Here is a 19400-nt window from a genome sequence, read left to right as displayed (position 1 = left end):
GCACGGGCGACCGGTTCGCACCGCCGCGGCAGGAACCCGGCCACGGCTCAGTTCGGCCGCAGAGTGGCCGCCGCCGCCAGTTCGCGGTAGCGCGTGGCGTCGGCTTCGATGACCCGGGCCAGCGCCGCGGCGTCACCGGTCTGGATATCCACCCCGGCCTGTTCCAGCGTGGCGATGACGCTGGGCGTCTTCAGCAGATGGCCCACGTCCTGGCCAATCTTCTGCACCACGGCGTCGGGCAGGCGGGCCGGCCCCATCAGGGCCTTCCAGGTCGACAGGTCGAAGGGCTGCAAGCCCTGCTCGGCGAGCGTCGGCACGTCCGGCAAGGCGGCGTAGCGCTGGGCCGACGACACGCCCACAGCCCGCAGGCGCCCGGACTTCACATGGGCCAGCACCAGGTTGGCACTGACCGCCGCCACCGGAATCTGCCCGCTCACCACATCGACCACCGCCGGCGCACACCCCCGATAGCCGATCTGCTGCAGCTCGATCCGGGTCTTCTGGCGAAACAGCTCCATCACGAAATGGGCCGGCGAGCCGACGCCGCAGGAGCCATAGCTCAGGCCGCCGGCCCGCTGGCGCGAAGCGGCCACCAGCGACGCCACGTCGTTGATGCCGCTGGCCGGATGCGCCACGATCATCAAGGGTGTGACGCCCACCAGCAGGATGGGGGTGAGGTCGCTCTGGTGGTCGTAGGGCAGCTTGCCCTGGAGGGCCAGGTTGGTGAGCATGGTGTCGTTCTGCACCAGCAGGGTGTAGCCGTCGGGCGCAGCCCGCACCACCTCCATCGAGCCGATATTGCCCGAGGCCCCCGCCTTGTTTTCCACCACCACGGGCTTGTTCCAGAGCCGTTGCAGCTCCCCGCCGATCACCCGCGCCACCACATCGGAGCTGCCGCCGGCGCTGTAGGGCACCACCAGGCGCACCTCCCGCGCCGGATAGGTCTGCGCCAGGGCGAGGCCCGTCCCCAGCCCCAGGGCGATGGTGACCATGCGCCGCCACCAGGCGCTGCGCAGCGGGCTCATGACAGCGCTCCCTGCAGGCGCGCGTACCAGGGGAAACCGGGCCGCGGATCACCGTGCCCGAAGTCGAGCGGCAACCACTGCATGTAGGCCTTGCGGCCCTGCATGGCGTGCTGGTTGGCGTGGCGGAAGTAGTTCATGGCCACGTCGTCGTACTCGCCGGCCGCGTCCCACGCGTCCACCCGGTCGCCGAACTGTTCGACCAGGTCGCGCTCGAACGGATACAGGCAGCAGGCCAGCACCTGCTCGCGCGTGCGCTGGTAATGCGCCGCGCGGCCGGGAAACGCCGCGTTGATGTACAGCGACGTGGCCCGCTCCAGCAGGTGCGGCAGCGCACCCGCCCGGTGCTCGGAAACGCCCCAGTACGGCGTGGGCTGGTAGAGGAAGTCGTGCAGCTCGCTGCCCAGCTCCTGGCGGGAGAGTCGTGTCACCGGCAGCACGAGCTCGTTCATGAAGCGCTCCCAGAACACCGGCGTGCCGAACCAGTAGCTGCACATGCCGTAGTTGCCGTGGTGCTGGCGGCCCACGCTCTGCATGTCCAGCGCCACCCCGGCCAGGTCCAGCACCTGCTGGTAGTGCTGCTCCAGGGCGTTGTCCTCGTGCGTGATGCGGCCGCGGTCGAAGTTGTTGAAGCACAGGTACACGTTCTGCGGCCGCGGGTTGGTGACGTACACCTCGTACCCGGGGTTGGCGGTGATCCAGCGGCGCACCTCGTGTCCGTCGATCAGGCCCTTGGCGTAGAAACGGCTGGACACCGCCCCCACCACGTCCGCCGACCGGTGCAGCCCCTGCGCATAGACCTCGTCGAAGATCTGGAACTCGCGCCACTCGGGGCGGGGGTTGTGGCGGAAATCGAGCGCTTCGAAGCCCGGGATCAGGGCGTCGAAGTGGCGGTCTTCGATGCAGTTCTGGAACAGTCGTACGTTCATGTCATGGTTCGGGATGCAGCCTGGCCCCCGCTCATCAGGTTGGCAGGGCCGGCCGCTCGAAGCAGGAGCCGGACCACGATCACCGAGCCAGCGCCTTGAGCGCCTGCTTGATGCCCTCGCTCACCCCGACCTCGGCCGGCAAGGCCTTGAGCGCGGCGGCCGCGTCCTTTTCGCTGTAGCCCAGCGCCATCAGCGCCTGCTGGATGTCCCCGGCGGCGTCGCCCACCTGCGCCGCGGCGCCTGGCACGGGCAGATCGGCCCCGAGCTTGCCCTTGAGTTCGAGCAGCAGGCGCTCGGCCGTCTTCTTGCCGATGCCCGGCACCTTGACGATGCGGCCGGCCTCCTGGGCCGTGACCGCCTGCGCCAGCTCGGCCACGCTCAGGCCCGACAGCACCGACAACGCGGTGCGCGGCCCGACACCGCTGATCTTGACCAGTTGCCGGAACGCCTCGCGCTCGCCCGCCGAGCCGAAGCCGTAGAGGATCTGCGCGTCCTCGCGCACCACGAAGTGCGTCAGCAGCGCCACCTGCTCGCCCACGGCCGGCAGGTTGTAGAACGTGCTCATGGGCACGTCGACCTCGTAGCCCACGCCGTGGCAGTCGATCAGGATCTGGGGCGGGTTCTTCTCGAGCAGGGTGCCGGTCAGTTTGCCTATCATTGCAAGCTCTGTTGTTCTGTTCTCCGGATTATCCGTTTTGATCCTCCGCCACACTTTTTCCCCGCCCGACAACGAACGCATGGCCCACCTGTGCGGCCCGATGGACCGCCACATCCGCAGCATCGAAGCGGCGCTGCAGGTCAAGGTGGCGCACCGCTTCGAGCAGTTCCGCGTCGAAGGCCCGAAGGCCAAGGCCCAGCAGGCCATGGAGGTGCTCCAGGCGCTGTACGAAATGGCCAAGCGCCCGATTCCCGAGGAACAGGTGCAGCTCATGCTCGCGGGCGACACCGCCCTGCCCGCCAGCAGCAGCGACGACGCGCCCGCCATGCAGACCCGGCGTGGCGAGGTGCGCGGGCGCACGGCCAACCAGGCGCGCTACCTGGAGAACATGGCGGTCCACGACATCACCTTCGGCATCGGCCCGGCCGGCACCGGCAAGACCTACCTCGCCGTGGCCTGCGCGGTGGACGCGCTGGAGCGCAGCGCGGTGCAGAAGATCGTGCTCACGCGCCCGGCCGTCGAAGCGGGTGAAAAGCTCGGCTTCCTGCCCGGCGACCTGGGCCAGAAGGTCGACCCCTACCTGCGCCCGCTGTACGACGCGCTGTACGACCTGATGGGCTTCGACAAGGTGCAGAAGGCCTTCGAGCGCCAGCAGATCGAGATCGCGCCGCTGGCCTTCATGCGCGGGCGCACGCTCAACCACGCCTTCGTGATCCTCGACGAGGCGCAGAACACCACGCCCGAGCAGATGAAGATGTTCCTCACCCGCATCGGCTTCGGCTCCAAGGCCGTGGTCACCGGCGACGTGAGCCAGATCGACCTGCCGCGCACCCAGCTGTCCGGACTGGTCGACGCCGAACGCGTGCTCAAGCGCGTGCAGGGCCTGGCCTTCACACGCCTGACCAGCGCCGACGTGGTCCGCCACCCGCTGGTGGCGCGCATCGTCGACGCCTACGACGCGCGCGGCCAGGGCCCCGAGCCCGGCCCCGCCGCCCCGCGCCGCGCCCGGCGCAGCCCCCCCGAGGACGCCGCATGAACACCCCCGACCAGGGCCGCACGCCCCTGCCCGGCCGCCCACACCGCAGGGCCACCGCCGCCCCCACGCTGGCCCTGCTGGCCCTGCTGGCCGGTTGCGGCACCGCCCCGCCCCAGCCCGCAGGCACCGCACAGCAGCAGGACGTGAGCTACCTGTGCGAAGGCGGCGCACGGCTGGACGTGTCCTACCTCAACCCGCCCGCGGGCGAGTCGTTCGCATCGATGCGCTACCAGGGACACATTGCCGTGCTGCAAAGCCGGCCGGCCGCATCGGGCGTGCGGTACGTCGACCAGGACGAACAGCAGGGCCTGCGCTGGTACACAAAGGGCGATGAGGGTTTCCTGGCCATCCAGCCGGCCGACCACACCGCCGCCGAAAGAACCCTGCTGAGCGGCTGCCGCGCGCAGCGCCAGCCCTGACCCGCCCCGACGCCCCCACGCCATGCCGCTGCCCGCCCTCAGCCTCTCCCTGCAATTCAGCCAGTTGGCCGATCCGGCCCCGCACCGCGCCGCGCTGGCCCGCCACAAAGTCGTGCGCTGCATCCGGCACGCGCTGGAAGCCGACGCCGAAATCACGGTGCGCATCGTCGACGCCGAAGAAGGCCAGGCCCTGAACCGCGATTACCGTGGCAAGGACTACGCCACCAACGTGCTGACCTTCGACTACGCCACCGAACCCCTGGTGATGGCCGACCTGGTGCTGTGCGCCCCGGTGGTGGCGCGCGAAGCGAAGGAACAGAAACGCTCCCTGGCCGACCACTACGCGCACCTGCTGGTGCATGGCACGCTGCACGCGCAGGGCTGGGACCACGAAACCGGCGAAGCCGATGCCGAAGCCATGGAAGCGCGCGAAATCCAGATCCTGGCCGGCCTCGGGGTAAAGAACCCCTACCGCTGAAGCACGCGGTCGCCGGCCACCGGCCTCAGCCGCGCCAGGTGGCCAGCAACTCGGCCGAGTCCATCACCAGCCCAAGGTGCAGCGACACCATGGACAACGCCGCCGATTCGAGGTGGTCGTCGGTGCCGCGCACCAGATCGCGCAGCACGATCACGCGGTAGTTGTGGTTGTTGGCGTCGAAGGCCGAGTTGAGCACGCAGCAGTCGGTGAAGCCGCCATCGAACACCACGGTGCGGATGCCCTGGTTGCGCAGCAGGAAGTCCAGATCGGTCGGGTAGAAGGCCGAGAGCCGGCGCTTGTTCTCCACCCGCCAGTCCTGCGGCAGCACCTCCGTCACCCACTCGGTCCAGCGGCTGCCTTCGAGCGCGTGGGCGTCGGCGTTGGGGATCGGCCCCACGTGTTGTGGAAAGGTGCGGCGCCAGGCAGCGGGAATGCCCTGGAGATCGTCTTCGCCCCCCGGCCGCAGCACCGACTTCACGTGCACCACCGGCATGCCCCGCGCCCGCACCCGGCGGTGAAAGGCGTCGATGGGAGCGACCACGTCGCGCGCGCGCGGCGCCGGGCAGGGACAGTCGGGGCTGTCCTCCAGGTGGCCGCGGTGCATGTCGATCGAGATCACGGCCGTGGTGGCCGGATCGAGGTAGTCGGCAAACGTTTCGCGCGCCACCTCGCGGGGCTGGTCGTAGACCCAGATCTTCATCGTCTTTCCTCACGGACATAGGGTTCACCCAGCGCGCCGGGTTGCGCGTCGGCGCCACGCTGGCGGCCCATGGCCACCCACACCATGACGCCCAGCGTCACCACATAGGGCGTCATCAGCACGAAGTACTGCGGCAGCTTCACGCCGGCCGCCGCCAGTTGCGGGATCAGCGCCTCGATGCAGCCGAACAGCAGTGCGCCGGCCAGCGCCTTCCAGGGCGACCAGCGCGCGAAGATCACCAGCGCCACCGCGATCCAGCCGCGCCCGCCCGTCATGCCGGCGATCCACAGCTTGGTGGACAGCAGCGAGATGTAGGCCCCCGCCAACCCCACCAGCGCGGCACCCGCCACCACGGCCAGAAAGCGGTAGGTCTCGACCGGGATGCCGGCCGCATCGGCCGCCTGCGGGTTTTCGCCCACGGCGCGCAGCTTGAGCCCGGCCCCGCTGCGCTGCAGAAACACCACCACCGCGAGGAAGATGAACGGCGTGAGGAACACCACCGGGTTCTGCACGAACAGCCGGCCTACCACCGGCAGCTCGGACAGCGGCCACAGGGCGACCGCGCCCTGCGAGGTGACGGGCATGTTGGTCCACCCCAGCACCGAGCCCAGCAGGCTCGACAGCCCCTGGCAGAAAAACACCATCACCAGCCCGGCGATCACCTGGTGCATGCGCAGCCACACCACCATGATGGCGAACAGCACCGACGCGGCACTGGCCGCCAGCATGGCCAGCACCAGCGACACCGCCGTGGCCCCGAAGGCCAGTTGCGCGCCGATGGCGGCGAGCGCACCGATCAGCATGAAGCCTTCGGCCCCGAGCGAGAGCACGCCCGCACGCTCGGTGAGGATCAGGCCCAGCGCAGCCAGAGCGTAGGGAATGGCGAAATCGGGGATGCTGCCGATCCAGTGACCGATCAATTCCATGCGGACCTCACGAAGGCAAGACGCGGCGCAGCCGGTGGCGGATGAAGAAGTCCGACGACGCGACGCCGATGACGACGATGGCCTGGATCAGCTGCACCATCGAAAAGGGGATCTGGTAGAACACCTGCAGGCTGCGACCGGCCACGAACAGCGTGGCGATCAGCAGCGCCACCACGGTGGCGGCAATGGGGTGGTTGCGCGCCAGGAAGGCGATCAGGATGCCCGAGAAGCCGTAGCCGTGATAGAAGGCCTGGGTCAGCCGCCCCTCCTGTCCGGAGGTGACAAGAAAGCCGGCCACCCCCGCCAGCGCGCCCGACAGCAGCACGGCCACCAGCACCATGCGGGTCACCGGCACACCGACCGCGTGCGCCACCGGCGGGCTGGCCTGGACGAAGCGCAGGTACAGCCCCGCCCGGCTCAGGTTCACCAGCCACCACACGCCCAGCATGGCGACCAGCGCGATCCCGAGCGCCGCGCCCGACGGACCGAGCAGTTCCGGCAGGCGCTCGAACGGCTGGAAAGCCGGCGAGTGCGGGAAGGCGCTGGCCGGATCTTTCCAGGCCCCGTACAGCAGGTGCAGCAGGAAGTTACCGGCCACGTAGTTGAGCATCAGGGTGGCGATGATTTCGTTCACCCCCCAGCGCAGGCGCAAGAGCGCCGGCAGCAGCGACCAGAGCAGGCCACACACCAGCGCCACGCCAAACATCAGCAGCAGGCGCAGGCCGGGCGGCCCGACATCGTAGACCGAGAGCGCGGTGGCGCCGATCGCGCCCCAGATCATCTGGCCCTCCAGCCCCAGGTTCCAGTAGCGCGCACGGAACGCGATGGCCGCCGCCAGGCCGACCATGATCATCGGTGCGCCCTGGAACAGCACGGCCTGCAGGCTCTGGGCATCGAAGACGGTGGCGACCACGAACTCCTGGAAGAGTTCGCCCGCCGGCACGCCCGCGCCCACCAGGATGGCCCCCGAGATCAGCAGGCCCGCGACCACGGCCAGCGCCAGCACCGCAGCCTGCTGCGGCCAGGCCATCTGCTGGCGGATTTCCAGTGTGTAGCGGCGGCTGAACAAGGGTTCGAAACGGCGGGGTGCGGGCACCCCGGAAACGGCGTCAGTCATGGTGCGTCATGGCTTGGCCGATGGCTTGGCGATCGGCCGGTTGTTCGAACTCGGCGACGATGCGCCCCCGGGCCATCACGCCCACGCGGTCGGCCAGCCGGAGCACCTCGTCGAGGTCTTCGCTGATGAGCAGCACCGCAGCACCGGCGTCGCGCGCCGCGCGCAGGCGCGCGTGCACCTCGGCACCGGCCCGCACGTCCAGGCCCCGGCTCGGGCTGTGGGCGAGCACCAGCCGCGGCTGCTTGCTGAATTCGCGCGCCAGCACCAGCTTCTGCGCGTTGCCGCCCGACAGCAGCGCCGCCTTCTGGGCCACCGAGCGCACGCCCTGCACGTCGAAGGCGGCCACGGCGTCGCGGGTCTCGGCGTCCATGCGGCGTTTGCGCAGCCAGAGGCTGGAGCCGTAACGGCCCGCGTGCACCAGGCCGATGCCAAAGTTCTCGGCGATCGACAGCGCCCCGGCCAGCGCGTGGCTGTAGCGGTCGGCCGGAATGGCCGCCATGCCCAGGTGGCGCCGCTGCGCGGGCGGCACCGAGAGCAGGTTCACCGCCTGCAGCCGCAGTTCCCCCTCAAAACCGCGCGACAGGGCCATGATGGCGGCGGCCAGTTCGCCCTGGCCGTTGCCCCCCACGCCGGCAATGCCGTAGATCTCGCCAGCGTGCACGGTCAGGTTCACGCCGTCCAGCGGCCGGTGGCCGCCGCGCGCGCCCAGCGCGAGTTCGCGCACCGTCAACATCGGCGCCGCGCGCTCTCCGGCACGCCGGGGGGCAGCCACCGCGCCGTCGTCCACACCTTCGCCCACCGTCAGGCGCACCAGCTCGGCCACCGGCGTCTCGGCCGGATCGACCGAGGCCACCGTGCGCCCGCCGCGCATCACGGTCACGCGGTCGGCATAGGCCTTGACGTCGGCCATCTTGTGGGTGACCAGCACCACGGCGGCGCCTTCACGCGCCAGCGCACGCACCGTGGTCAGCAGGCTGGCCGCTTCCTGGTCGGTGAGCACGGCGGTCGGCTCGTCCAGGATGAGGATGCGGGCACCCGCCAGCAGCACCTTGAGGATTTCCACCCGCTGCTGTTCGGCGATGGACAACTGGTCGATGCGCGCCTGCGGGTCGATGGCAAAGCCCAGCGCCGCGGCCTGGGCCTGCACGCGACGGGCCACTTCGGCCAGCCGTTGCCGGTGCGACAGCGACTCGGCCGGCTCGGGCAGGCTCAGCAGGATGTTCTGCGCCACCGTGAAGGGCCGCACCAGCTTGAAGTGCTGGTGCACCATGCCGATGTGCTCGCGGGCCGCGTCGCGCGGGCCGTTGAAGCGCACCGGGTTGTGATTGACCAGCAGTTCGCCAGCCTCGGGCTTGTAGAGCCCGGCGGCGATGTTCATGAGCGAGGACTTGCCGGCACCGTTCTCCCCCAGCAGCGCATGGACTTCGCCCCAGCGCACCGCGATGTGGGCGTTGTCCAGCGCGAGAAAACCGTCGAAGCTCTTGCGGATGTCCCGCAGGGTGAGGGCCGGGGTCATGGGGCCTCCGCGCTCCACCCGGTGTCTGGCCGCCGCGCCCCGGAAGGAGTGCTGGCGGGCCGGGCCTGCGTCGGCAAGGCGCTCATCCGGGTCGTCATTTCTGCGTCACCACACCCTTGACGAACCAGTCCATCTTCCAGAGGTCGGCATCGGACAGCACCTGGCCAGCGGCCACACGCTCCTTGCCGTCGCGGTCGGCCAGCGGGCCGGCGTAGATCTGCTTGCCCTTGAGCAGCGCCTCGCGCTCGGCCTGGATCAGCTTGACCTTGTCGGCCGGCACGGCAGCGCCGAAGCCGGCGATGTCGGTGCCGCCTTCGCTCATCGGAATGAAGGCGCCATAGGGAGCCGGCTTCCAGCCGCCGGCGATGATCTTCTTGAGTTCGGTCACGAGGAACTTGTCCCAGACCCAGACCGAGGAGCACAGCGTGGCCTTGGGCGCGAATTGGCGCAGATCGCGGTGGTGGCCGGTGCCGTAGACACCACGTTCCTGCGCCACGATCTGCGGCGTGGGCGAATCCACGTGCTGGCCGATCACGTCGGCGCCCTGGTCGATCAGGGCCGAGGCAGCAGCGCGCTCCTTGACCGGGTCGTTCCAGGTGCCGGTGTAGATCACGTTGACCGTGGCGTTGGGGTTGATCTTCTGCGCGCCCAGCGCAAAGGCGTTGACGGTCCAGTTCACCACACCGAAGGGGTTGGCGGCCACGAAGCCGAGCTTGCCGTTCTTGCTGGCCGCGCCGGCGGCCATGCCGCACAGGTACTGGCTTTCGTAGGTGCGGCCGTAGAAGGACTCGAGGTTCGGGCCGTTGGTGGTGCCCGAAGCGTTCAGGAAGGCCACCTTGGGATGCTTGGCGGCCAAATCCTTGAAGGCGTCGGAATGGCCGAAGGCGGTGCCGATGACGATGTTGGCACCGCGCGAGATGAAGCGCTCGGCCGCCGGCTTGATCACCGAGGCGTCTTCCGTGATGTTCTCGACGAAGTTGATCTTTACGCCGAGTTCCTTCTCGATCTTGACGCGGGCTTCGTCAAAAGCCTGGGTCCAGCCACCGTCGTTCTTGGGGCCGTAATAGAGCATCGCGATGGACGGCTTGCCCGGCAGGGTGAAGCCATCGGCCAGGGCGGGCGTGGCGGTGGCCGCCATGCCGGCGGCGGCCGTGGCGGCAGAAATCGAAAGCAGTTTGCGCAGCATGGTCAAGACCTTTCAAACACGAACAGAAGAAAAGAAGACAGCGGAAAGAGAAACCCACCGGGGGAGAAGGCATCGGGGGAACTCCGATGCCAGGGGCACACGCTCAGTCCATCATGAAATTGATGCGGAAGACGTTGCCCTCGGGGTCCAGCAAGACGGACTGGTACCAGTTGTAGTAGGTGACGTAGGGCGGCTTGATCAGCGTCGCGCCCGCCTCGACAGCCACCGGCACCATGCGGTCGACGTCGGCCTGGCTGTCGACATCGATGTTCAGCAGGAACTTCACGCCGCGCGTGTCGGAGAACTCGGACAGGTGCAGCAGTTCGTAGGCGTCGAGCGCGTTGAAGCCCAGGCTGGACTTGCCGGTATCGAGCCCGCGAAAGATGGGCGAGCGGATGGCCTCGATCTCGGGAAAACCGAACACGCGCTGGTAGAAGCCGGACAGCGCCACGACGTCCTTGGCGAAGACGTTGACATAGGAAAGGTGAGCCACGCGCACGTCTCCTTCAGACCGCGGCCTTGGTCCCACCGAAGGTCGTCTGCTTGACGAACTTGGCGGTGAGGTGGTCGCCCGAGCTGATGGGCGCGTACTGGGGCTGCTCGCCTTCGGCCAGGCAGACCGGCAGGCATTCGATCATCGCGTCGTAGTTGGGCTGGTGGAAGAACACCAGCGACTGGCGGCGCTTGTTCAGCACGGCGCTTTCGAGCGGCGGGTTGACCACGCGGTGCAGGGTCGAGACCCACTGGTCGTTGGTCCACTGCATCATCAGGTCGCCGATGTTCACCGCGTAGGTGCCGGGCATGTAGGGCACGTCCACCCACTGGCCGGCCTTGTTGAAGACCTGCAGGCCCGGGCCGTCGGGCATGACGATGGTGAGGCTGCCGTAGTCGCTGTGGGCGCCGGCCCGCATCTGGCCGGGCTGCGGCGCTTCCGTCTGCGCCGGATAGCTCAGCACGCGGAACATGCTGATGTGTTCGTCGAGCTTGTCGTCGAAGAACCGCTCGGGCAGACCCAGCCCCACAGCGAACATGCGCATGAGCTCGCGCGCCAGGTCGCTCATGGCGGCAAAGTAGCTTTCGTAAGCGGCCTTGAAGTCCGGAATCTCTTCAGGCCACAGGTTGGGCTCGAAATGCGCGCCCGCCGCCGGCCCCCGGTGGTAGTCGTCGTCGGGCACGTTGCTCGGGCCGATGGAGTAGGACTCTTTCAGATCGCCTGGCGCCGCTTCTTCGAGGCTGTAGGAAAGCCCCTCTTCCCCCACCGCGCTGTAGCCGCGCACGGCATCGTCACGCGGGCGGTCGACCTTGCGCTTGGCCGCCAGCGGCAGCGAGAAGAAGGCGTTCGAAGCCTCGGTCACGCGCTGGATCAGCACCGGGTCGATCTGGTGGTTCTTGATGACCAGGAAACCGATGCCGCGGCAGGCATCGTCCACGGCGCGGGCAACCTCTGCCTTGCCTTCCGGCGTGCCGGAAAACCAGGGCTGCAGGTCGATGACGGGAACATTGAGGGCGGGCATGGCAAGCGACTCCAGAATGGGGCAACAGGTCGAAGATGACCGGTACGTTGCAACGTCCATGCCAACTGGACCAGTTGGACAAATTTCTGATTTCGATGATTTCGACCTGCCTGCGCGCAGCGCTGGTGCAAGCGTGCGCAGCCATGGTGCGACGGCCGTGCACACTTCCTGCATCATGTCGGGTCAACATGCCACGGCACGCACCGACAGCACCACACCCGGGAGGAATTTTTGCCATGCCTGCACCGTCGTCGCCCACCCGCACCGCGCCCACCGCATCCCGCAAAAGCGCCCGCGCCCCGCTGCCCGCCAGCGGCCAGAAAGCGGCGGGCGGCCGGACCGAACGCACGCGCAGCCCGCGCCCCGCCACGGCCAACCCGACAGGCCGGCGCCAGCGCCAGCTCGAAGACAAGCGCAGCACGATCCTGGGGGCGGCACTCGGCCTGTTCTCGCGCTACGGGCTGCACGGCACGACGGTCGATCAGGTCGCGGCGCGCGCCAAGGTGTCCAAGAGCAACCTGCTCTATTACTACGCCAGCAAGGAAGAGCTGTACGTGTCGGTGCTGCGCGATCTGCTGGACCTGTGGCTGACCCCGCTGCGCGGGTTCAGCGCCGAGCAGGATCCGCGCGAAGCCATTGCCGGCTACATCCGCAACAAGCTGATGCTCTCGCGCGACCGGCCCGATGCCTCGCGGCTGTTCTGTCTGGAAATGGTGCAAGGGGCGCCGCTGCTGCAAGACGAGCTGGCGCACGAACTGCGCGAGCTGGTGGAGCGCAAGTCGGGCGTGATCCGGGCGTGGATCGAGGCCGGCGCGCTGTCACCCGTCGAGCCCCACCATCTGGTGTTCGCGCTGTGGGCCATCACGCAGCACTACGCGGATTTTGCGGTCCAGGTGCAGGCCGTTTCCGGCCGCACGCTGGACGACCCCGAGTTCTTCGAAGAAACGGTGCGCAACGTGCAGGCCATCGTGCTCGATGGCATCGCCCGCGCACCGGGGCAGGATCAGGCCGCCAGCAGGTCGTGATAGCGGCGGTCGAAGTAGACCAGGCCCTGCGCCTTGTCGCTGCCACGGATGGCGACGGCCTCGCAGAACAGCACGTCGTGCGAACCCACCTCGGTGCGCCGGGTCACCCGGCAGTCGAACGACACCGTGGCACCTTCGAGCACCGGCGCCCCGGTGACGAGCAGGCTCCAGCGGGCCGCAGCGAACCGCTCGGGCATCGGGGTCTTGCCACCGAACAGGTTCGACAGGGCCTGCTGCCCGGCGGCGAGCACGTTGACGCAGAGCACCCCGTTGGCCTCGAACACCGGGTACACCGAGGCCGAGCGGTTCAGGCAGACCAGCAACGTGGGCGGGTCGTCGGTCACGCTGCACACGGCCGACGCGGTGAAGCCGGCCTGCCCGCCCGGGCCGTCGGTGGCGACGACGCTCACAGCCGCCCCTAGGCGTGCCATCGCGTCGCGGTAGTCGCTGCGCTGTACGTTCATGATCGGTGCCATACGAATCTCTGTGTCCTGGAGGGAATGCGCGCCTTCAGTCGAAGCGGCAGGCTTCGTCGACCGAGAGCCGCGGCAGGCGCCCGAACAGCTTGCTCGCGTCGCCATGCCCGAGGTTGATGAGGAAGTTGCTGGTCCACGAGGTGCCCGCGAAAAACGCCTCGTCCACCAGCGCCTTGTCGAAGCCCGACAGGGGCCCGGCGTCGAGCCCGAGCGCGCGCGCCGCCAGGATCAGGTAGCCCGCCTGCAGCGTGGCGTTGCGAAACGCGGTTTCGTGCGCCACGGCCGGGCTGCCGGTGAACCAGCCGCGCGCATCCACGTGCGGAAAGAGCTGGGGCAGCTTGTCGTGGAACTGCGTGTCCCAGGCCGCGATCACCGTCACCGGGGCAGCCAGGGTCTTGTCGAGATTGCCTTTGGACAGGGCCGGCGCCAGCTTGCGTTTGGCCTCGGCACTGCGCACGAACACGAAGCGGCCGGGCGAGCAGTTGGCCGAGGTCGGCCCCATGCGCGTCAGTTCGTAGACCTGCCGCAGCAGATCGTCGGACACGGGCTCGTCGGTCCAGCCATTGTGGGAACGGGCTTCGGTGAACAGGGCCGCCAGCGCGGCCGGATCGAGCAGATGGCTCATTGAAAAATCTCCGTGTTTCTCACTGCGGTGCGAGCCCCCTTTGGAACGATCGGTCGGGGGGTTATTGGCGTACCTTCGCGCTGATGCGCTGCGGTGCGAGCCCCCTTCGGAGCGGCCGGGCGGGGGCTCATGCGCAAACGCCTGGCGCCTGCTGCGCCAGAAAGGCCAGCAGGGCGGTGTTGAAAGCGTCGGCCTGCGTCACGCTGTGTGCATGCCCCCCGTGCGCGAGGGTGTGCAGCGTGGCCCGGGGCAGGCAATCGGCCAGGTGCTGCGAGCAGGTCCAGGGCACGAGCGCATCGTCCTGCGCCGCACTGACCCAGACCGGCACGCCGATCTCGCCCAGGCGGGCATCGACGTCGAAGGCGCGCAACGCAGCGATGCGCTGGCGCATGATCGCCTCGCCCGGAAAATGCGCGACCGCGTGATCGACCTCGTCCTGCACACGCTGCGGATTCGCCGCGCACCAGGTGGCGGGGTAGAGAAAGATCGGCTGGGCCTCGCAGTAGGCGCGCGCGCCGCCCGCCGCCAGCAGGGCCAGCCGGGCATCGAAGCAGCGCGCCGAATGCGGGTTGGGCTGCGACCAGGCGTTGACCAGCCCCAGGCTGGCCACGCGCCCGGGGGCATCCAGCGCGAGCTGCAGCCCCACCAGCCCCCCGAGGGCGTGGCCAATGAGATGGCAGGCGGCGGTGCCGGTGGCGTCCAGCAGTTCCCGCACGTCGTTCGCCATGTCGGCGATGCGGTAGGGCGTGGGCAGCACGCCCCCGCTGCGCCCGGTGCCGCGCTGGTCGTAGGTGATCACGCGCCAGCCCGCTGCGAGCAGCGCGTCGAGCTGGGGGCGCCAGAACGCGGCCGCCCCGCCCAACCCCGAAGACAGCAGCACGGTCGGCCCGTCGGCCGGGCCGGCCACGTCGTGGACGAGCAGCGCCATCGCCCTCAGCCCTTGGCGCCGACGTGCGCGATGGTCGCGATCTCGACCAGCGCGTCGGGCTTGACCAGGCCGCACTGGATGCAGAAACGCGCCGGCTTGCTGCCGGGGAAGAACTCGGCATACACGGCGTTGATGGCCGCGTAGTTCGCCCAGTCGGTGATGAAGATGTGGTTCATCGTCACGTCGGCCATGGTGCCGCCCGCGGCGGCGATCACGCCCTGGATCGTGGTCAGCACGTGGCGCGTCTGCGCCGCCGCGTCACCGACGTGGACGACGTTGTTGTCCTTGTCGAAGGGCAGCGTGCCCGACACATAGACCACACCGTCGGCCAGGGTGCCCGGCACGAAGGGGGCGATGGGCACACCGGTGCCCGGCGGAATGATGGCGGTCTGAGGCATGAAAAACTCCTGAAGGCAGAAAAGGGAAACGGGTGGGTAGCGCGGCTCAGCCGGCAGCCAGCGTGGTGCAGAACGCGTCGATGCTGGAGACCCAGCCGAAGAAGGTTTCGACGTTGTAGACCGTGCTGGCCTGGATCTCGGCCGATCCCAGCTGGTGCGTGGCGTCGGCCAGCATCACGGCGAAATACTCCAGGTGGAAAGCGTCGCGCAGGGTCGATTCGACGCACACATTGGTGGCGATGCCGGTGAACACCAGGTTGCGGATGCCGCGCGCGCGCAGCGTGCTGTCCAGCGCGCTGTTGAAGAAGCCGCTGTAGCGCGGCTTGGGCACCACGATGTCCTGCGGGCCGGGCTGCAGCGCGTCGACCAGTTCGTAGTCCCAGCCGCCCTTGGCCAGAAAGCGGCCGGCCAGTTCGGGCTGGGCGCGCATGGTCTTGAGCGCGTTGGACTTGTACCAGTTGGGCGAGCCGGGGCCGCCGGCCTCGACGTACTGCGCATCCCAGCCGTTCTGCAGGAACACCACCAGCACCCCGGCACGGCGCGCCGCCTCGACGCAGCGCGCGATGCCGGCGATGGTGCCCTGGGCGCCCGAGATGTCGAAGCCGGCCGTGTCCACATAGCCGCCCAGCGTGGCGTAGGCGTTCTGCATGTCGACCACGACCAGCGCGGTGTTGGTGGGCTGCAGCAGCAGCGGCTCCGGCCGTGAGGGCAGCACCCAGGCGGGCGCGCCCGGCGCCGGTGCGATGCCCACCGGCGTGCTGGAAGTCAGGGTCTGGTTGGTCTTGGCGGTGCTCATCGGGGCACTCCTCAGGCGGCCATGGCCTCGGCCGCCACGCGCGATGGCACCGGGCTGTCGACATGCGCGCGGCTCTTCATCAGCGGCTGGATCTGTTCGCCGAAGGCGCGCACACCGGCCACGAAGTCGTCGAACGTGAGCAGCACACCTTCGGTGCCCGGCACGTCGGCCATCTCGTCGAGCATGCGCGCCACGCTGGCGTAGGAGCCCACCAGCGTGCCCATGTTGATGTTGACCGCCGACGGCGAGGTCGGGTCGGTCATCTGGCGCACGTTGGTGTCGCCGCCCGACTTGGTGTCGGCCGCGCCCTGCTGCGCCATCCAGGCGATGGCCTCGGTATCGGCACCGGCCTTGTAGTGTTCCCACTTGGCGAAGGCGGCTTCGTCCGTCTCGTCGGCGATCACCATCATCAGCACGTAGGACGTGACCTCGCGGCCGGTCTTGGCCACCGCCTCGATCAGCTTGTCGGCCGCAGGCTTGAAGGCGGTGGGCGTGTTCACGCCCTTGCCGAAGCAGAAGTTGTAGTCGGCGTACCGGGCCGAGAACGCCATGCCGGCGTCGCTCTGGCCGGCGCAGATCACCTTCATCGGTGCCTGCGGCTGCGGCGCCAGACGGCAGTCGTCCATCTGGAAGTGATCGCCCTTGAAGTCGGAGTGGCCCGTCTCCCAGAGGTCGCGCAGCACCTGGATGTATTCGGACAGGTAGGCGTAGCGGGTGGAGAAGAATTCGTCGCCGGGCCACATGCCCATCTGCGAATACTCCGGGCGCTGCCAGCCCGTCACCAGGTTGACGCCGAAGCGGCCCCCCGAAATGGAGTCGATGGTGGCAGCCATGCGCGCCACCATGGCCGGCGGCAACAGCAGCGAGGGGGCGGTGGCGAACAGCTTGATCTTCGACGTCGCGGCGGCCAGGCCGGCCATCAGCGTGAAAGATTCCAGGTTGTAGTCCCAGAACTCGGTTTTGCCGCCGAACCCGCGCAGCTTGATCATGGACAGCGCGAAGTCCATGCCATAGCGCTCGGCCTCCAGCGTGATCTGCTTGTTCAGCTCGAACGAGGGCTTGTACTGCGGGGCGTTTTCCGAGATCAGCCAGCCGTTGTTGCCAATGGGAATGAAGACGCCGACGTTCATAAGGACCTTTCGGGGATGAAACACAAGAACCCGGCTGGTGCCCATGACAAAACACAAGAACGGCCGGTCTGCGCTTCTTTAGCAGGCACCGTGCCAATCCAATAAATCTTTTTAAATCAACAAGCTACAAACCATATTCAGAAGTTTTTTGACCAAATGGTCCAAAATGATGCAAAAAACGGCCGACCGAACCCAACATGGGTGCGCGACCGTTCGCACACGGTGCAGACCGGCGTGCGCCGGTTGCACGAGGCTCATGAAGGGGGTTGAAGCCAGATGTTCCGTCCCCCCATGCCCCCCCCGATCACGGCAACGTCAAGGGTCCACCCAGTCTGCACCGGGCTCCTCCAAAGCGGTGACGGCGGCGTTCAGGCCCGCGCCATTGCGCCGAGGGCCGGGGCTTGGTGGCTGGGTGCGGTATCCAGCTGCTGCTCGGGCGACTGGGCCAGGCGCTGCAGGGATTGCGCCACCGGCGTGTTCGCGGCCACGCGCGCGTCGGCCTGCGCTTCTTTGAGGGTCAGGCCGTCGTATTCGGCCATGCGGATATGGCCATCGCCGGCGTGCAGATGGGTGACCCGGGAGAGCCCCGCGTCCTGCGCCCGGCTGGCCAGCGCGAACACGGTGTTCTCCATGCCCTGGTCCCAGGGCAGACCATGCTGTTGCGCCAGGCGCTGCACCTGCATCCGGGTGTCGCCCACCAGGCGTTGGGCCGGCTCGGGCAAATGCGCAGGCATGTGCGCAGGCATGTGCGCGGGCGTGGAGGTCGCCGGCTCCAGCGCCGCCTGCGGGCGCTCCTGCTGCGCGGGGGCGCCGGGTGGCAGCGGGCCGCGGATGGTGTCGATCGCATCGCGGACGTTGCCGTCCAGCCCGCGCGAGACGGCGGTCAGCACGCCGCGCATGCGCCGCACGTCCTGGCGGTATTCGCCGATCTGCACCGCTTGCTGCTGCGCCAGCGTCTGGGCTTGCGCATCGCCCAGCACCGAGCGGTCGGGCCGTCCCTGGGCGTCCAGGTCGGTGAAGTGGTGCATGCTGTGGCTGCCGCCCAGGGCGATGGCTGCGCCGATCGTGCGGGGCGGCGTGGTGCCGGTGACGATGTTGAGCGGGGTGTAGCCCCGCAGCGGATCGCTCCAGTGTGTGCGGTTGTCGTAGCCGTTGCTGCCCAGGGTTTCGATCTCCTGGGGCCGCGCATGGACGCGCACCTGGCCGAAGTGGGGGCTGGCGGCGCTGACGACATCACCGGCCATGACGTGGTTGACCAGCGAGTCACCGCCTTCGGGAATGCGGCGGTTGAGGCTGGCCGCGCCGTAGGCGTTGAAGGTTTCGCCGTGGAGGCCGAAGTGGTGCGCACTGACCTGGGCCAGCGTGCCCCCGAGGGAGTGGCCGGTGACCGTGACCGGGCCGGACTGGAAGCCGTTGGCCTCATCGTCTTTCATCTGTTCCAGGGCCTTTCGGGCCAGCCCCACGGCGTCATTGGCTTGCAGGTTCGCTCGGCCCAACACCATACCGGCATCGGCGAGAACGCCGTCTTTGAACGCCTCGCGGTCAAACTCGGTGCCCCGGTGGGCGACGACCATCTCGCCGGTGTCCACCCGCTGGTAGACCGTGCCTTGGTAGCCGGTCTTGGGGTTGTCGACATGGGCGCGGATGTGGTACTGGATGCCGCCAACGGTTACTGGAGGGGCGTTATTCGGGGTGAATACGCCAATGGGATGATTTTTGTACGCGTCGTCAGCCAGATTGGCATACTCTTGACTGGTAATGCTCATGGTTTAGCTGTCACATCTGCGGTGATGGAGAACACGTTTTCTCGAAAGCCAGGGCGTAGCTGATCAAGCTTGCGCACACCGTATGCGCCCGCAGGAATGTCCGGCGCAACGCGCTTCACTCTGGGATAGCGACCTTTCCAGTAATACTGCTTGTCCTTCCCGCCGTCCTGCCAGGCACCTTTGGCCAGTTCGAAGGCGTAGGCAGTGTCCTCCTCAGATCCAGTAGCCTTGAACCCCGCCGTCACACCGATCAGGTCCCAGTGGCAAACCCCTTTGCCGTAGTAGTCCTCGTCGATCAGGCCGTCGCGGTAGAACGTGGCACGGTAGTGGGTGTCATCGATCTGCTCCGCTGTGAGGGGGATCGATTTGGTGGGCTGGCTGCGCGTGCCGGCCCATTCGCTGGTCACGAAGTTGCAGTTGAAGGACTGGTAGTGCGCATATCCGCCGAAGTCGGCGAATGGCCCGGGCGCATCGTGCAGCTCGAACACCACCTCGAAGCCCTCCTGGGGCGACGGGTTGACCCGCCAGAGGTGTTCCTGTGCCGACTTGTCGTTCTTGGCCGCGCCGGAGGCGCTGGCGGTGCCGGGCGCGGGGCCGGCGGAATGGGTGGGTTGGCAGGCCATCAGCGCCCCCCACAGACACAGGGTGCCCAGCAGCCGCCACGCGCGGCTCCGGACCATGACCGGGACTTCATGCACACACACCTCCTTGAATCTTGTTGCGCCGCAGTTTAGCCGCTGGCCAGATGCCAGCTA

The 19400-nt window shown here is 68.4% G+C and carries 22 protein-coding genes; 4 read left to right on the top strand and 18 right to left on the bottom strand.

Features of this window, described 5'->3' with window-relative positions:
* Positions 1 to 47: 47 nt before the first annotated feature.
* From L0977_RS22025 to ruvA, 3 genes are all read right to left on the bottom strand, one after another.
* Positions 48 to 1025, bottom strand: a complete 978-nt coding sequence (locus tag L0977_RS22025; RefSeq protein WP_234267055.1) for a Bug family tripartite tricarboxylate transporter substrate binding protein — start codon at positions 1023 to 1025, stop codon at positions 48 to 50.
* Positions 1022 to 1951 carry a hypothetical protein gene (locus L0977_RS22020; protein ID WP_234267054.1) on the bottom strand — a complete coding sequence of 310 codons (930 nt, stop codon included), beginning with the start codon at positions 1949 to 1951 and terminating at the stop codon, positions 1022 to 1024. The genes L0977_RS22025 and L0977_RS22020 overlap by 4 nt, the downstream gene beginning before the upstream one ends.
* Before the next feature lie 79 nt (positions 1952 to 2030).
* A complete protein-coding gene (gene ruvA, locus L0977_RS22015) occupies positions 2031 to 2609 on the bottom strand; it encodes a Holliday junction branch migration protein RuvA (RefSeq protein ID WP_234267053.1) in 579 nt (192 codons plus the stop codon).
* A 37-nt stretch (positions 2610 to 2646) separates the two neighbouring features.
* Here ruvA and L0977_RS22010 point away from each other — a divergent pair, with 37 nt between their 5' ends.
* Genes L0977_RS22010 through ybeY form a run of 3 tightly spaced genes read left to right on the top strand, consistent with a single transcriptional unit; the run spans position 2647 to position 4542 of the window.
* Complete coding sequence (locus L0977_RS22010; protein WP_234267052.1) at positions 2647 to 3645, top strand: PhoH family protein; 999 nt, start codon at positions 2647 to 2649, stop codon at positions 3643 to 3645.
* The gene (locus L0977_RS22005) at positions 3642 to 4064 is read left to right on the top strand and encodes an MliC family protein (RefSeq protein WP_234267051.1); all 423 of its coding nucleotides are present in this window, start codon (positions 3642 to 3644) and stop codon (positions 4062 to 4064) included. Before L0977_RS22010 ends, L0977_RS22005 begins: the two co-directional genes overlap by 4 nt.
* Before the next feature lie 22 nt (positions 4065 to 4086).
* The gene (gene ybeY, locus L0977_RS22000) at positions 4087 to 4542 is read left to right on the top strand and encodes an rRNA maturation RNase YbeY (protein ID WP_234267050.1); all 456 of its coding nucleotides are present in this window, start codon (positions 4087 to 4089) and stop codon (positions 4540 to 4542) included.
* A 25-nt stretch (positions 4543 to 4567) separates the two neighbouring features.
* On the opposite strand, the gene L0977_RS21995 is transcribed toward ybeY, so the two are convergent.
* The 7 genes from L0977_RS21995 to L0977_RS21965 all read right to left on the bottom strand — a co-directional run bounded on the left by L0977_RS21995 (position 4568) and on the right by L0977_RS21965 (position 11501).
* Entirely contained in the window at positions 4568 to 5242 is a 675-nt protein-coding gene (locus tag L0977_RS21995) for a cysteine hydrolase family protein (RefSeq protein WP_234267049.1), read from the bottom strand.
* The gene (locus L0977_RS21990) at positions 5239 to 6168 is read right to left on the bottom strand and encodes an ABC transporter permease (RefSeq protein WP_234267048.1); all 930 of its coding nucleotides are present in this window, start codon (positions 6166 to 6168) and stop codon (positions 5239 to 5241) included. Before L0977_RS21990 ends, L0977_RS21995 begins: the two co-directional genes overlap by 4 nt.
* A gap of 7 nt (positions 6169 to 6175) precedes the next feature.
* The gene (locus tag L0977_RS21985) at positions 6176 to 7285 is read right to left on the bottom strand and encodes an ABC transporter permease (protein WP_234267046.1); all 1110 of its coding nucleotides are present in this window, start codon (positions 7283 to 7285) and stop codon (positions 6176 to 6178) included.
* Entirely contained in the window at positions 7278 to 8801 is a 1524-nt protein-coding gene (locus L0977_RS21980) for an ABC transporter ATP-binding protein (RefSeq protein WP_234267045.1), read from the bottom strand. The genes L0977_RS21985 and L0977_RS21980 overlap by 8 nt, the downstream gene beginning before the upstream one ends.
* 94 nt (positions 8802 to 8895) lie before the next feature.
* The gene (locus tag L0977_RS21975; protein ID WP_442786662.1) at positions 8896 to 9987 is read right to left on the bottom strand and encodes a BMP family ABC transporter substrate-binding protein; all 1092 of its coding nucleotides are present in this window, start codon (positions 9985 to 9987) and stop codon (positions 8896 to 8898) included.
* A gap of 103 nt (positions 9988 to 10090) precedes the next feature.
* A complete protein-coding gene (locus L0977_RS21970) occupies positions 10091 to 10480 on the bottom strand; it encodes a VOC family protein (protein WP_234267044.1) in 390 nt (129 codons plus the stop codon).
* A 13-nt stretch (positions 10481 to 10493) separates the two neighbouring features.
* Positions 10494 to 11501, bottom strand: a complete 1008-nt coding sequence (locus L0977_RS21965; RefSeq protein ID WP_234267043.1) for an isopenicillin N synthase family dioxygenase — start codon at positions 11499 to 11501, stop codon at positions 10494 to 10496.
* A 236-nt stretch (positions 11502 to 11737) separates the two neighbouring features.
* Here L0977_RS21965 and rutR point away from each other — a divergent pair, with 236 nt between their 5' ends.
* A complete protein-coding gene (gene rutR / locus L0977_RS21960; RefSeq protein WP_234267042.1) occupies positions 11738 to 12526 on the top strand; it encodes an HTH-type transcriptional regulator RutR in 789 nt (262 codons plus the stop codon).
* On the opposite strand, the gene rutF is transcribed toward rutR, so the two are convergent.
* From rutF to L0977_RS21920, 8 genes are all read right to left on the bottom strand, one after another.
* On the bottom strand, positions 12505 to 13002 hold the full coding sequence (gene rutF / locus L0977_RS21955) for an NADH-dependent FMN reductase RutF (RefSeq protein WP_234267041.1): 498 nt from the start codon (positions 13000 to 13002) through the stop codon (positions 12505 to 12507). The two genes, rutR and rutF, sit on opposite strands and share 22 nt — an antisense overlap.
* A 34-nt stretch (positions 13003 to 13036) precedes the next feature.
* Entirely contained in the window at positions 13037 to 13627 is a 591-nt protein-coding gene (locus L0977_RS21950; protein WP_234267039.1) for a malonic semialdehyde reductase, read from the bottom strand.
* A gap of 127 nt (positions 13628 to 13754) precedes the next feature.
* Complete coding sequence (gene rutD / locus L0977_RS21945; protein WP_234267038.1) at positions 13755 to 14555, bottom strand: pyrimidine utilization protein D; 801 nt, start codon at positions 14553 to 14555, stop codon at positions 13755 to 13757.
* A 5-nt stretch (positions 14556 to 14560) separates the two neighbouring features.
* The gene (gene rutC, locus L0977_RS21940) at positions 14561 to 14953 is read right to left on the bottom strand and encodes a pyrimidine utilization protein C (RefSeq protein ID WP_234267037.1); all 393 of its coding nucleotides are present in this window, start codon (positions 14951 to 14953) and stop codon (positions 14561 to 14563) included.
* Between the two features lie 46 nt (positions 14954 to 14999).
* On the bottom strand, positions 15000 to 15749 hold the full coding sequence (gene rutB / locus L0977_RS21935; protein WP_234267036.1) for a pyrimidine utilization protein B: 750 nt from the start codon (positions 15747 to 15749) through the stop codon (positions 15000 to 15002).
* Between the two features lie 11 nt (positions 15750 to 15760).
* Positions 15761 to 16879: a pyrimidine utilization protein A gene (gene rutA / locus L0977_RS21930; RefSeq protein WP_234267035.1), complete on the bottom strand. Its 1119-nt coding sequence runs from the start codon at positions 16877 to 16879 to the stop codon at positions 15761 to 15763.
* Positions 16880 to 17247: 368 nt separating this feature from the next.
* A complete protein-coding gene (locus L0977_RS21925) occupies positions 17248 to 18645 on the bottom strand; it encodes an XVIPCD domain-containing protein (protein WP_234267034.1) in 1398 nt (465 codons plus the stop codon).
* Complete coding sequence (locus L0977_RS21920) at positions 18642 to 19343, bottom strand: hypothetical protein (RefSeq protein ID WP_234267033.1); 702 nt, start codon at positions 19341 to 19343, stop codon at positions 18642 to 18644. Before L0977_RS21920 ends, L0977_RS21925 begins: the two co-directional genes overlap by 4 nt.
* Positions 19344 to 19400: the final 57 nt, after the last annotated feature.

It is taken from the genome of Hydrogenophaga sp. NFH-34, from assembly GCF_021401345.1.
In the GTDB taxonomy this organism is placed as follows: domain Bacteria; phylum Pseudomonadota; class Gammaproteobacteria; order Burkholderiales; family Burkholderiaceae_C; genus Hydrogenophaga; species Hydrogenophaga electricum.
The sequence above is the reverse complement of the archived record's forward strand: the minus strand, read 5'-3'. Positions and strand labels throughout refer to the sequence as shown.